Below are 13,119 nucleotides of genomic sequence, written 5' to 3'. Positions count from 1 at the left end.
AGTAGGGCGCCTTAAAATGGGCTTTCTATGTCGGCCATACCAACATAAATAGACTTAGTTTGCGTGTATTTATCAAGCGTTTGTATACCATTTTCACGGCCAATACCCGATTGCTTGTAACCGCCAACTGGCATTTCAGCCGGTGAGTTACCGTATGCATTAATCCAACAAATACCGGCTTGTAACTTATGAATTACGCGGTGAGCACGTTTAATATCACTCGTAAATACGCCAGCAGCTAAGCCTAGGTGTGTACCGTTAGCGCGTGCAATCACATCGTCTTCATCGTCAAAAACAAGCACGCTCATTACTGGACCAAATATTTCTTCTTTAACAATAGTCATATCGTCATTACAATCAATAAACACAGTTGGTGCTACAAAGTATCCATTAGGTGCAGATTCAGGTGAAAGCGTTGTACCACCGGTTAGTAGTGTTGCGCCTTCTTCAATACCTTTATTAACGTAGCTCATTACTAGTTCTTGATGCTTTTTAGAGATAAGTGCGCCAAAGTTAGTATTTAAATCTTGTGGGTCGCCAGCAATAATGTTTTTCTCAGTGCGCGCTTTAAGCTCATCAATAAACTGCTGATATACATTTTTGTGAACGTAAATACGTGTACAGTTAGTACAAATTTCGCCTTGCGTATAAAAGTTACCTAACATAGCAGCGCTAACCGCTTGCTCTATGTTGGCATCATCAAATACTAATAGTGGAGATTTACCACCAAGTTCCATCGTGACATCTTTTAACGTACCGGCAGCACTCGCTACTACTTTTTTACCTGTGCCTACTTCACCCGTAAACGATACTTTATCAATATCGCTATGCTGCGTTAGCCACTGGCCTACATCGCCCGCGCCTTGAACAACATTAAACACACCTGCAGGTACGCCAGCTTCAACAAATACTTCTGCAAGTTTAATTGCGCCAAGTGGTGTTTCTTCAGATGGTTTGAATATAAATGCATTCCCAGCAGCAAGAGCAGGGCCTGACTTCCAACATGCAATTTGTAGTGGGTAGTTCCATGCACCAATACCCGCACAAATACCTAATGGCTCTTTGCGTGTGTAGTAAAAGTCATCACCAACCATTTGTTGTTGGCCTACCTGTGCTGGCGCAAGACCTGCAAAGTATTCAATTACATCAGCGCCAGTTTCAATATCAACACAATTTGCTTCTTGCATTGGTTTACCGGTGTCGAGTACTTCTACAAGTGCTAGTTCATCGTTACGCTCGCGTAAAATAGCCACTGCTTTTAATAAAATGCGGCTACGTTCAATGGGTGTCATTGCTGACCACTGAGCAAAACCTTGCTTTGCACTCTCAATGGCTGCGTTTTGAATAAATTTGTCGGCAATTTCTACTGCGTAAATAACCTCGCCCGTTGCTGGGTTTGTTACATCAAATGTTTTGCCGTTCTGGTTTGCAAGAAAATGGCCGTTAATAAAATTTTGATAGACAGGTGTAGTCACGCTAGGCTCCATATTGCTTGATAAGTGAAAGTACATAGCTTTTTGCTAACTTTTCACAGTGTTTAAACTGATTATTGTCTGATTTACTCAGTACTGCTCTTAACCATAGGCCATCGATCATTGCGGCGCTAAGTTCTGCAGCTTGATTTGCTTGCTCAATAGGCATTAATTGTTTAAAAGAAAATGCTAAATTACTTTGCAAGCGTTTACTGTTTACATTTTGTAGTCGGTGTAATTCTTCATCATGCATCGATTGCGCCCAAAAACTTAACCACGTTCGGGTTGTATCATTACGCTGTTGTACAAGCGCAAAGTTGGCTTCGATAATAAACATTAAACGTTCAGTCGCATTTGTTTGATGATTTACTTTGCCTATCAAGTCTTGTTTTAAGCTTGTCAGTAAGTATCGAACAGTGGCTTCAATCAACCCCTGCTTACCACCAAAATAATGACTAATAATACCCGACGATAAACCTGCATTTTTACTAATGCTGTTTATAGTCGTTCCTTGTAATCCATTCGTCGCAACAGATTCTATAGTTGCGTCAATTAGCTGCTGACGCCTGACAGGTTCCATTCCAACTTTAGGCATAATTTTTATTAATTGAACGTTCAATAAAGATAAGCTTAAGGTAATAGCTCTAACAATTCAAGGTTGAGGTAAATATCTAGATGCCAAAATGTAGATTAATCATTAATAAAAGAGCAATTAATAGGACAAAGAAGATGTGGTTTTTATTTATTTAATTTTATTTAAAACAGTAGCTTGAGAATTTAATTTTTAAATTTAATAATAGTAATGATTTGTTTACAGAAATAAATGAATAAAATGTCAAAAAACCATTAGAACAATAATAGTTAGAGTACTAATAGTATTATTTTGATACAAAAGAACACTAAACCTGCAATTGCTTAGTGCTCTAATAAATTTATATGGAGAGTAAACTTTGTGGTTTTATCGCTTTAAAGCGCTTAGTATTGAAAGGTTAGGCATTATTAATAACGCCTTTAAAAAGTAGGGGGTAACGTCTTAGTCTATTGCCAATGTAGTCATCAGCTAAAATTTGCTGGCAAATGAAATCAATATCTTTGCTTGCTTCAAATACCCAATCAAAGCGCTCTATAGCCAGTAAAAAACCACGCTTTAAATGAGTTTGAGAACGGTACTGTTCTAGGTTGTCTTGAATAATAGAGACTTTACTTGGATTAGCTTTAAGCTCTTCTACTACTTGATTAATAAAAGTAGTATTGAGCTTACTGGTCGGGCGGTGTCTGAGTTTTCGTGGGTGCATTAGCTCTCGTTTGCAATGTTATATAATTTTTTCAAAAAGTCGTCTTTATGCTTTTCATGCTCGTAGTTAAGGTGGTAAGTATTATGAAAACCAAAGCGCAGTTCTACGCCGCTACCTTGTAGATATACGGTGTAACCGTCTACGTCTGAATATGCAGTAACTCCCTGATAATGTTTGCCTTCATCAGTCATTTCACCTTTTTGAATTATGCGTTCATATACGGCTAAAATCTGTTTATTGTCGAGTTCGTTTTTCATGTTTTATACCTTTTATTAAAAAGCTAATACGATATAGATATGAGGGTCGATCATCTTAAAAACAATAGCTAAAAAAATGTGATATTGCTTTGTAATTTGGCCTTTTTAAATTATGCTCAAAACTTATTTATTGTTGAGCTTACACCATGATAGACAAGGCGTTACTACTAAAAACTCGTGAGTTATCGGATCAATTAATTGCATTGCAAACGCCTATTAGGATACTCGATGCTATTAATTGGGATAAACAAACTAAAGAGGAGTTTTTTAGACAAAAATGTCAAAAAAATCCACTGATCGATCGTGCATACTATCAACAGCGCGATCTTGGTTTTGTACCTAGCGAGTTACGCCAAGCGTTTTCTACTTTGCACCGTAACATTATTAACCAATTGGGTCAGTTAAATCCCATAGCTCAATACATGGGAAAAATGTGCACAGAGTATAAAACAGTATTAAGCATGCTTGAGTATCGTGGCACACCAGAGTTTCATGACTTATCGGTGGAGTTATTTGGTCACCCTAAAGATTTATTTCATGCCGGTGAGCCCTCACTTTCTGAGCTAGCTAATATGCTAGATAAACCGCTGCAAAATTTACTTATAGCCGACATACTGCCTGACGACCCTAAAAATATTGATGCTGTTGATGCAGTGCGTATTTTGTCTGAGCAAGTAACCGCTAGTATGGCAGGAATAAACGTAGAGGTGATGCTTAGCGATGGTATTGTTAGTGATGCAGCCGCAGGTGCTAATAATATAAAGCTTAATCAAGATGTTAAGTTTTCGCAGCGTGAACTTGATATCTTAGAAGTTCACGAAGGGTGGATACACGTCGGTACCACTCAAAATGGTTTAGCTCAGCCTTATTTAACGTGTTTGAGTAAAGGTACGCCAAGCTCTACTATTACCCAAGAAGGCTTAGCGGTCCTTACCGAAATTATTACATTAAAATCAACCCCAAGGCGTTTATCTAAATTAGTGAATCGTATTCAAGCCGTTACAAAGGTAATAGATGGCGCTGAGTTTGTAGACATTTACCGTGATTACGTAGCGCAAGGTTTATCAAAAGATGACAGCTACACACTTGCGCAGCGTGTATTTAGAGGCAGTACGCCAACAGGTTTGCCTTTTACAAAAGATATTGCTTACATTAAAGGCTTTGTACTGGTTTATAACTTAATACGCGTTGCAATACAGCTTGGTCGAATAGATAGACTCCCTTTATTACTGGTAGGTAAAATATCGATAGATGATTTTAGATTAATATCGCAGCTTCATGATTTAGGTGTAATAGAGAGCCCACAATTTGTGCCACCACACTTTAAAGACTTACGTGGTTTGGCAACTTGGTTGAGCTTTGGCCGCTTTATTGGCGATTTATCGTTTGAAAAGTTAGAAAACGATTATAAACCGTTATTTTTATAATTAATCAACATAACCTACCGACATAAAAAAAGCCCATAACGGGCTTTTTAAAATAAGGTACTTTAGGTTTTGCTATCGAGCATTGGTGCTTTCAAATATTTTGTCAGCTGAGGCTGCAACAAAACCAGTATAAAGCTCGCCGTCTGCTTTAGGGTAACGAATAGCAAACTCATAAAAGCAGCTAGGAATGCTCATATCACCGTCACTAAAGGTAACTGAGTATTCATCAGCAAGTGTTGACGATTGCTCTAGTAACACCTCTGGTGAGCCTTTAACTTCACCGCCTGACGTATTAAGCGAAAAGCCGGCGTCTTTTAGGGCTTGGTTAACATCATGAATGTTATCAAACTTAGCAAGCGTATTAATATTTACGGTAAAGTGATTGGCACGGTAACCCCACGCCGACATCCACGCTGCATATTCGCTTTCAGCTAGCAGTTGTTTGTAAGTATCGGTGCTTACTTGCCAATGCGTGCCTGAATATAAAAAGTTGTCTGCTGTAACTGCACTTTCGTCAATTTGACTTACCATATCTGTCACGATGGCTTGTAACTCTGGCGAGCATTTTTCTACTAATAGTTCAGAGATAAATACTTTTGGCTGACTAGGATCGCTATGCTCATAGTGTTTTGCGTAAAGTTTTTTAGCTTCAAAGTGGTACTCACCACATTCTTTGTAACCAATTGCTAAAAAGTGAGCGGCGAGCTTTTCAAGACCCACTTTTTCTATATTAAATGTACGCAGCGCAATATGATCGTTAATGATGTCATCTTTTTGCGTTGACCCTAAAAGGTCATGAATTTTATCTGCCGATGGAGTTACGTTTAAATAGTTTTCCCAAAGGTTCTCAAATAATGTGTTTACATCAGTATGCATGTTAAGTCCTTAAATCTAAAATTTGGTTTTATTGCTTATTCAATTACTAAGCCCGGCGCTAGGGTTTGCGGTAAGCTCACTTTGTCTGACTCCACAGATGCGACAGGGTATGCGCAATAATCGGCGGCATAGTATGCACTTGCTCTGTGATTACCACTGGCGCCAATACCGCCAAATGGAGCTGCACTTGAGGCACCCGTAATAGGGCGGTTCCAGTTAACAATACCGGCACGGATGCGCTTTAAAAAGTGAGTGTAGTCATCTTCACTGTCGCTAAGTAAACCTGCAGATAAACCAAAGCTTGTGTTGTTGGCTTCAATAATTGCGCTGTCAAAGTCGGTATAACGATACACTTTAATTAGCGGTCCAAAATGCTCTTCATCTGGCATGTCGGTAATGCTTGTTACATCAATAATGCCCGGGCTTACAAAACCTGTGCCTGGTTTTAATTGCTTAAGTTCAACAAGGATTTGTGCACCTTTTGAGACTAATTCACTTTGCGCGGCGACCATACCCAGTGCTGCTTTTTCGCTTATCATTGCACCCATAAAAGGCTGCTCTGTAGCAAAGCTGTCGTCTACAACTATGTTTTTAGTTGCGCTTATTAGCTTTTCTAAAATAGCATCGCCGTTGGCTGATTTTCCAATAAATAAGCGACGTGCACACGTACAACGTTGACCTGAGGTAATAAAGCCTGATTGAATAATATCGTGTACAGCGGCGCTTATATCGCTCACATCTTTTACAATAAGAGGATTATTGCCGCCCATTTCAAGCGCTAAAATTTTGCCAGGGTGTCCTGCAAACTGTTTATGTAATAAGTGGCCTGTGTTTGAGCTACCGGTAAAAAACAAGCCATCTATATCTTTATGAGAAGCAAGCGCTTTACCAGTTTCAATTTCACCTTGCACAAGGTTAATAACACCCGCTGGCAAACCTGCTTTTAACCAAAGTGAGAGGGTAAATTCTGCAACGTGTGGAGTCAATTCTGATGGCTTAAATACAACAGTATTACCGGCTAAAATTGCAGGAACAATATGCCCGTTTGGTAAATGCCCCGGAAAGTTATATGGGCCAAAAATAGCCACAACGCCATGCGGTTTGTGTCTAATAAACGCTTTAGCACCGGGCATTGGGTTTTCGGTTGTACCTGTACGCTCATGGTACGCTTTTACAGATATAGCTACTTTACCTGTCATTGCGCCCACTTCGGTGCGGGTTTCCCATAATGGCTTACCCGTTTCGCGTGCAATAATAGTAGCAAATTCTTCGCTGTGTTCTTTTAATTGTGCTGCGAAGTTTTCTAAAATGGCGATACGCTCTTTAAGTGGTTTGTCTGCCCATTGTAATTGCGCGGCTCTAGCTGCTTTTATAGCTGAATTTACTTGATCAGTGTTTGCGCCATTACCTTGCCATACCACATCGCCATTACTTGGATTGATTGACTCAAATGCTGGACCAAGTCCCACATGCCACTGATTATTAATTAGGTGTGTATTCATAAATTATTTACAGGCGAAAAAATCGCGCTGCATCTCCTTGGCTTAAATTAAGCGCATTAGCCACATCTTGGCTAATGACGAGGGTATGTTTTGCATGATTGTAGTGTGCGTCTTTGGTAAATGTTGCTCTAAAGCCACTTACGCCTTGATTACATACAGCCAGCGTATCAGAGCTATTTTGTGATATGTGATCAAGCTCACCAATAGTAATAGGGCAAACTTGAGAGTCGCGAATGCTGCGAATATTACCAAGCTTTGCTTCAACCGTTGGGCCTGCGTCAAATAAGTCAACGTAGCCTCTGTGCTCAAAACCTTCCTTTTCTAATAGTTTTAGCGCAGGTTTTGTTTTTTCATGCACATGGCCAATCACTGCTTGGGCTTTTTTACTAAGCAAGTTCACATAAATAGGGTATTTAGGCATTAACTCGCTAATAAACACCTTATCGCCTAAGCCAACTAAGTGATCCGCTTGTGGAAATTCGATACTAAAAAAGTGCTCTTGTAGCCATTGCCAAAAAGGAGAATGACCGTCTTCGTCGCTAACACCGCGCATTTCTGCGATAACAGTATCGGCAAAACGCTCGCTGTGCTGAGCCATAAACAAAAAGCGTGAACGAGATAAAAATCGACCCGTTAGGCCTTTACGGCTATTTTCGCGCAAAAATAATGTACATATTTCTGAGCAACCAGTGTAGTCGTTACACATGCTTAAAATATCAACGGTGTTATATACATTTAAGGTAGGCGAGTGGTGTACTGTTTTACCCAAATGATAATGATATAAAGGCACCGATAAACCTACCGCGGCTTCTATAGCGGTTGTGCCAATAACGTCACCTGTTTCACTGTCTTCTAAAACAAATAAATAGCTTTCATCAAGTGGCTGGTTAATGTTTTTGGCAAAGCTTTTTTCAGCACGTTCAATTTTTTCTTTAAGCTGTGTATCGTCCACAGGTAAAGAGGTAAACCCATGACCGGATTCAATCGCTATTTGTTTAAGCGCGTCAAAATCATTGGCAGTAATAGGACGTAATACTTGCATTTATTGCTTGCTCCAATAGCACGCCATTAGGCGTGCTAATTTAAACTATATTAACCGTTTACTACGTCGCTAACGGCTTTTTCAAAGCGCGCTAAGCCTTCTTTAATATCTTCAAACGGAATAATTAAAGACGGTGTAAAACGAATTACATTCATACCCGCTACAAGATTCATCAAACCATTATTAGCACTGGCTATTAAAAAGTCGCGTGCGCGGCCTTCAAATTTGTCATTTAGTACTGCGCCAATTAATAAGCCTTTACCACGTACTTCGCTAAATACGTTATATTTTTCGTTAATTGCGTTTAATCCGTCACGGAATAATTGCTCGCGCTCTTTAACACCGTTTAGTACGTCTGGTGTATTTACTGTATCAAATGCCGCTTCGGCCACAGCACAAGCAAGTGCGTTTCCGCCATAAGTAGAACCGTGAGTACCAATTTTTAAATGCTCAGCAATAGGTGTACGAGTGATCATAGCGCCAATAGGAAAACCACCACCCAATGCTTTTGCCGTTGTTAAAATGTCAGGAACAACCCCTAAACCTTCATAGGCGTATAAATCGCCTGTGCGACCAACACCCGTTTGTACTTCATCAAAAATAAGTAACGCGTTATGTTTAGTACAAAGTTCGCGTACTTTTTTAGCAAATTCATCTGTTGGTGAAATAATACCGCCTTCACCTTGTAATGGTTCCATCATAACAGCACATGTTTTATCGCTGATCAGCGCTTCAAATGCCGCTATATCGTTAAAATCACAATGTACTATGTCCGCAGGTTTTGGACCAAAGCCATCTGAATAAGCCGCTTGCCCGCCCACAGTTACTGTAAAGAATGTACGACCATGGAAACCTTTATTAAATGCAATAATTTGCGTTTTTTCAGCGCCATATACGTCCAATGCATAACGACGCGCTAGCTTGAGGGCTGCTTCGTTTGCTTCTGCACCTGAGTTTGCAAAGTAAACTTTATCAGCAAATGTTGCTTCAACCATTTTTTGAGCTAAACGAAGTGCTGGCTCATTGGTCATAACATTTGATAAATGCCAAATTTTTTCGCCTTGCTCTTTTAATGCTTTAACTAATGCAGGATGACAGTGACCCAAACAGTTAACGGCAATACCACCGGCAAAATCAATGAACTCATTGTTATTTTGATCCCAAACGCGTGAACCTTCACCACGAACTGGGATAATTGCTGATGGGTTATAGTTTGGTACCATTACGTCGTTAAATAAGTCTCTTGTTACTTGCATTTTTACACCTAAATTTAATGGGCTTAGATAAAAGATTAGTTGCTAACTCAAAGAAGAATATAGCCTTTATTCTTCAGCAAACACGTTATTATTTCTTATAGAGGTCATTATCGAAGGTTAGCTGTTAAAATTGCAGTGCTATTTTGTGAAAAATGATTAAAATAAAAGTCAAAATAACGAAGAAAATAACCATTATGATAACTCCACAAGATGAAAAGCTACTTTCTGTACTAAAAACAAATGCAAGAGCGAGTATTTCTGATCTTGCGCGAATGCTTGACTTGTCTCGTTCAACAGTACAGAGCCGAATGCTCAAATTAGAACAAACCGGTGTAATTAAAGGCTATAGCGTTGATTACGGTGACGACTACCTTAGTAAAATGGTATCAGCTCATGTGTCTATAAAAGTAAGACAAAAATTAACGACTAAAACAAACATTGAGCTTAAGCAAATTGATGCTATTTCACAGCTATATGCCATAAGTGGTGAGTTTGATTTAATTGCGGTGGTACAGGCTCAAAATTTAGAACAGCTTAGTCATTTGTTGGACGATATAGGAAATCTTGATGGGGTGGAGCGCACAACATCTTCTGTTATTTTAGAAACTAAATTTAAGCGCTAGAGTCAGTGAATTTTTTGTTTTAGTCGTTAAGTGAACACTCGGTATACTCTAGGTCAATAATAATAAAAAGGCTAGGGTCTGTTGAACCTTCAAGGTTAAATTAACAGCCGCCAAAAGGTTCTTCCTAGGCGCTATTTTCTCTTGGTTGCGTACATAGATTTAGGGTAGGGGCGTGAGCAGGGCGCGGAAGCATTGCTCGGTTTTTACTTATTCTTACATGGATATAAGCAATTAGAATAACGCAGGAGCAGTTATCGAGCACACTAGGTTATAAATCTTGCGCCGCAATTAAATAGCGCCTAGTGTGAGCAAATTTTTATCCACAAAGATAAACAGACCCTAGATATAAATGCATTAATTTAAATATTTAAGCGTGCTTCTTATAAGTTAATAGCAATAAATCATAGATTTAAATATTGAAGCCATTGATAAGGTACAAAATTTTGTAAAGAAAATTAATAATTTTTTATATGCATGACTATACTTATTTTAATTTGTACAATATTTAGCAATGGATTATGCCCGTATATCTTTTTACTCTTTTGTTAGGTTTAACTGAGCCTCTCCAGTTTGGGACAAACTTACCCACCACAGCACCTAATAATGCAGTCAACCAAGTCGAGTGTATTTTATTTGAAATGGGAGCCCCTTTTCAGCTACAAACCTTGCCATGGTTACGTGCTCGTAGAGAAGTAAAGTTAGAGCGCTTAGATGGATATTTCACAACCCATTTAATGCCTGAAATGGAAGCTTATGGACGTATATCATCCCCCATTTTTTTAGAAAGCTGGTACTGGTTTACCCACCCAGAGAGCATTAATAAACCAAAAAACAAAATGCGTTACGGTGCAGTAAGAGGAAGTTATCAAGCAAATTGGTTTAAAACTCAGAATATTATTGCTGAGGTAGAGGTAAATTCATTAGAAGAAATAGTAAATGTAATGCACCATAAACGGATTGATAGAATCCTACGTGATTTAGACGATTTTGAATTAGCAGCCTCTAAGCTAGGGATTAATAAAGACGAGTACCAAAAAGAATTTTTTAGATATGTACCTTTGGGATTATTTGCTTCGCATTCACTTCTCAAACGCCTTCCTGAATTTATGCAGCAGTTCGATGAAAATATAAATACTTGTGCGCAAGCTCCATTTTCACTATCAAAAAGTGAAGAAAAGCAAATACTTGATAGGCTCGATAGTAGCGCTAAAACCTTATTAAACTTACCTAGTTTAGTCGAAGAAGTTCAAATAAGTAATGAGTCTCCTTTGAGTGAGCCTGAAATTATGAAACGAGACCAGCTATGGATAAAAGAAAGTAAACACGTTGGGCATGCTGATGCGTTAACTATGCTTGATTTACCGTTATCTAAGGTATTTAAAAAATGGCAATCGCAGTTTAAAGGTGTTGTTACTGAGCTTATATTGACTGATAGCCAAGGAAAAAATATAGCAATAAGTAAGTTAACCAGTGATTACTGGCAAGGAGATGAGAATAAGTTTACTAAAATATTTAAACAGTCAAAGGACTATAACTTTGATAGCGTTACATATGATGCATCAACACATCATTTTCAAGTACAGCTAAGTTTTCCTGTTTTAGATAATAATAGCCATATTGGAGTGTTGATTTTAGGTGTTGATGTAGAAAAAGCACTCCATTCGTCAAACGAAAAGAGTAACTAACTCGATACCTTTTACATAAGTTAGCTAAGCTTTGGAACTTTTGCTTAGCTAACATTATATTATGGATGTATTTTTTCTGAGGTCGGCTTTTTTCTTATAATTTCTTTTTTGGCTTCATCAAGCTTTATAAAATAAGCATTACCGCCAATACCTTTAAACTCTTCATCTGTAAATACAATAGTATTGTCATCAAAAAAAGTGACAGCTTCTTTTTGAGTTACTATTCCTAAGTCAATTTTTGATACATCGCCAGAAAAAAACTTATCACCCTCAAAATTTTCGAATAACCAAATACTGGTTGAATCAAGTAATATCAGCTTTTTACGATCAGGGCTTAAAGCAGCCGATGTTATCCAGCATAGCTTTTCTAAAGTGGTACATGTTTTAAATGAATCTATTAACTCGGCTTTAAAATTAGCAGCATGATCGCCCACTTTATAAACCTTAGTAATACCATCAAATGGCTCTGTGCGGTTTTTAGTAAATAAATATAAGTGACGTCCTAGAGCTACAAATGCCTCTAAATCAAAATTACGGTTATTAGGCTTTATAGGACTGCCATCCATTTCGGGGTAGGTAAACTTAATTATTTCTGCTTGAGTCGTATCTGTTTTTATATCTATCGGGTTTTCTATTTTATAAATAGTGAGCCATCTACGATCGTTTTTGTTATTACCAAAATCGCCTAAAAAGAAGTGCCCAAATTTGTTTTGGGTCATGTCTTCCCAATCAATGTTTTTAGCGTTTTCAACTAAAATTTCTTTAGCAATAGAACCGTCTTTATTGAGTCTGTATAGCTTTGGTTCATTGCCTCCGTCGTTAATAGCCCATAAACGTTGTTGTTTATCAAATTCTATTCCTGATATTTCTTTTAATTTAGGATCAACTGAGATTTCTTTTTTACTGTATAGGGTATAAATTGAGGTACCAATAAATGCAGCTACAACTAAAAAAATGATGGTGGTAGTTATTAAAATGGTTTTTTTCAACATGAAATTAATGATATTTCAGAGTATTAGAATGATGTGTATTATCCATGATGAAGTAATATAAAAAAAGTAATTTAGGATTTTAAATTTTCTTCGGATATTTGCAGCTATAAATATTTATATATTGAACTAATGAGGTTTTTAATAGTTTGTTGGTTTGAATATTGCTCTGTATGTTAAGTATCATTTAAAGCGTATTGTATATAAGGTTAATGCACCTTTTTGGTGTAATTGAAATGTTATTTGCACTGTAATAAAGCGTAAATAAAGTTTTGTTTAACTAATAACACGTTTAATGATTTTTAGATGGTTACCACATCGCCTTTTTGTTTAGTTGTATGGCCTGTGGCAAAGATTAAGTACCCTTTTTGGTTTAGTTGGAGCCTGCTATGTTGAATAAACGTTTTTTTAAAACAAAAGATGAAGCTGAAGTTACTTTTGAATTTTCTCATCCAGAGGCAGAAGAAGTTTGCTTATTAGGTGAATTTAATGATTGGAAACCAGTGCCAATGAAGCTTTATAAAAAACAAGGTGTGTTTAAATTTAAGCAACGCTTACCTATCGATCAACAATTTCACTTTCGTTATCTGATTAATGGAGACATTTGGGATAACGACCATCAAGCTGACGGTTATATCGGCAATACATTTGGCACAGAAAACAGCATAGTAAATACTCAACGCACTAATTAAGGC

13 protein-coding genes are annotated in these 13,119 nt (G+C 37.8%); 4 read left to right on the top strand and 9 right to left on the bottom strand.

The annotated features are described in order from the left end of the window. Positions 1-11: 11 nt before the first annotated feature. The 4 genes from betB to H5161_RS03930 form a co-directional block, all read right to left on the bottom strand. Positions 12-1,475: a betaine-aldehyde dehydrogenase gene (betB, locus tag H5161_RS03945; RefSeq protein WP_182768724.1), complete on the bottom strand. Its 1,464-nt coding sequence runs from the start codon at positions 1,473-1,475 to the stop codon at positions 12-14. A 1-nt stretch (position 1,476) separates the two neighbouring features. Next, entirely contained in the window at positions 1,477-2,052 is a 576-nt protein-coding gene (betI, locus tag H5161_RS03940) for a transcriptional regulator BetI (RefSeq protein ID WP_024603276.1), read from the bottom strand. Between the two features lie 409 nt (positions 2,053-2,461). Beyond that, positions 2,462-2,767: a hypothetical protein gene (locus H5161_RS03935; RefSeq protein WP_002958617.1), complete on the bottom strand. Its 306-nt coding sequence runs from the start codon at positions 2,765-2,767 to the stop codon at positions 2,462-2,464. After that, complete coding sequence (locus tag H5161_RS03930; RefSeq protein WP_024594831.1) at positions 2,767-3,024, bottom strand: DUF3081 domain-containing protein; 258 nt, start codon at positions 3,022-3,024, stop codon at positions 2,767-2,769. The genes H5161_RS03935 and H5161_RS03930 overlap by 1 nt, the downstream gene beginning before the upstream one ends. A gap of 146 nt (positions 3,025-3,170) precedes the next feature. Between H5161_RS03930 and H5161_RS03925 the strand changes: the two genes are divergently transcribed. After that, positions 3,171-4,451, top strand: a complete 1,281-nt coding sequence (locus H5161_RS03925) for a flavohemoglobin expression-modulating QEGLA motif protein (RefSeq protein WP_002958615.1) — start codon at positions 3,171-3,173, stop codon at positions 4,449-4,451. 72 nt (positions 4,452-4,523) lie between these two features. Here H5161_RS03925 and H5161_RS03920 read toward each other — a convergent pair whose 3' ends face one another. The 4 genes from H5161_RS03920 to H5161_RS03905 are packed head-to-tail and all read right to left on the bottom strand — an operon-like array spanning position 4,524 to position 9,127. Further along, complete coding sequence (locus tag H5161_RS03920; protein WP_182752613.1) at positions 4,524-5,327, bottom strand: DUF1338 domain-containing protein; 804 nt, start codon at positions 5,325-5,327, stop codon at positions 4,524-4,526. A 35-nt stretch (positions 5,328-5,362) separates the two neighbouring features. Further along, positions 5,363-6,829, bottom strand: coding sequence for a succinylglutamate-semialdehyde dehydrogenase (gene astD, locus H5161_RS03915; RefSeq protein ID WP_182768723.1), 1,467 nt, complete (start codon positions 6,827-6,829; stop codon positions 5,363-5,365). Between the two features lie 7 nt (positions 6,830-6,836). Further along, on the bottom strand, positions 6,837-7,871 hold the full coding sequence (gene astA, locus H5161_RS03910) for an arginine N-succinyltransferase (RefSeq protein WP_039487594.1): 1,035 nt from the start codon (positions 7,869-7,871) through the stop codon (positions 6,837-6,839). A 50-nt stretch (positions 7,872-7,921) separates the two neighbouring features. Further along, a complete protein-coding gene (locus tag H5161_RS03905; RefSeq protein WP_182712441.1) occupies positions 7,922-9,127 on the bottom strand; it encodes an aspartate aminotransferase family protein in 1,206 nt (401 codons plus the stop codon). Between the two features lie 194 nt (positions 9,128-9,321). Here H5161_RS03905 and H5161_RS03900 point away from each other — a divergent pair, with 194 nt between their 5' ends. After that, positions 9,322-9,750: an Lrp/AsnC family transcriptional regulator gene (locus H5161_RS03900; protein ID WP_182768722.1), complete on the top strand. Its 429-nt coding sequence runs from the start codon at positions 9,322-9,324 to the stop codon at positions 9,748-9,750. Between the two features lie 518 nt (positions 9,751-10,268). After that, positions 10,269-11,435, top strand: coding sequence for a cellulose-binding family II protein (locus H5161_RS03895; RefSeq protein WP_182768721.1), 1,167 nt, complete (start codon positions 10,269-10,271; stop codon positions 11,433-11,435). Between the two features lie 59 nt (positions 11,436-11,494). Here H5161_RS03895 and H5161_RS03890 read toward each other — a convergent pair whose 3' ends face one another. After that, a complete protein-coding gene (locus tag H5161_RS03890) occupies positions 11,495-12,427 on the bottom strand; it encodes a hypothetical protein (protein WP_024595451.1) in 933 nt (310 codons plus the stop codon). Between the two features lie 386 nt (positions 12,428-12,813). Here H5161_RS03890 and H5161_RS03885 point away from each other — a divergent pair, with 386 nt between their 5' ends. Further along, positions 12,814-13,116, top strand: coding sequence for an isoamylase early set domain-containing protein (locus tag H5161_RS03885; protein WP_024595450.1), 303 nt, complete (start codon positions 12,814-12,816; stop codon positions 13,114-13,116). Positions 13,117-13,119 lie beyond the last annotated feature (3 nt).

Source organism: Pseudoalteromonas sp. SG43-5, from assembly GCF_014164345.1.
Classification (GTDB): Bacteria; Pseudomonadota; Gammaproteobacteria; order Enterobacterales; family Alteromonadaceae; genus Pseudoalteromonas; species Pseudoalteromonas distincta.
This window is presented reverse-complemented; position numbering and strand designations above follow the sequence as displayed.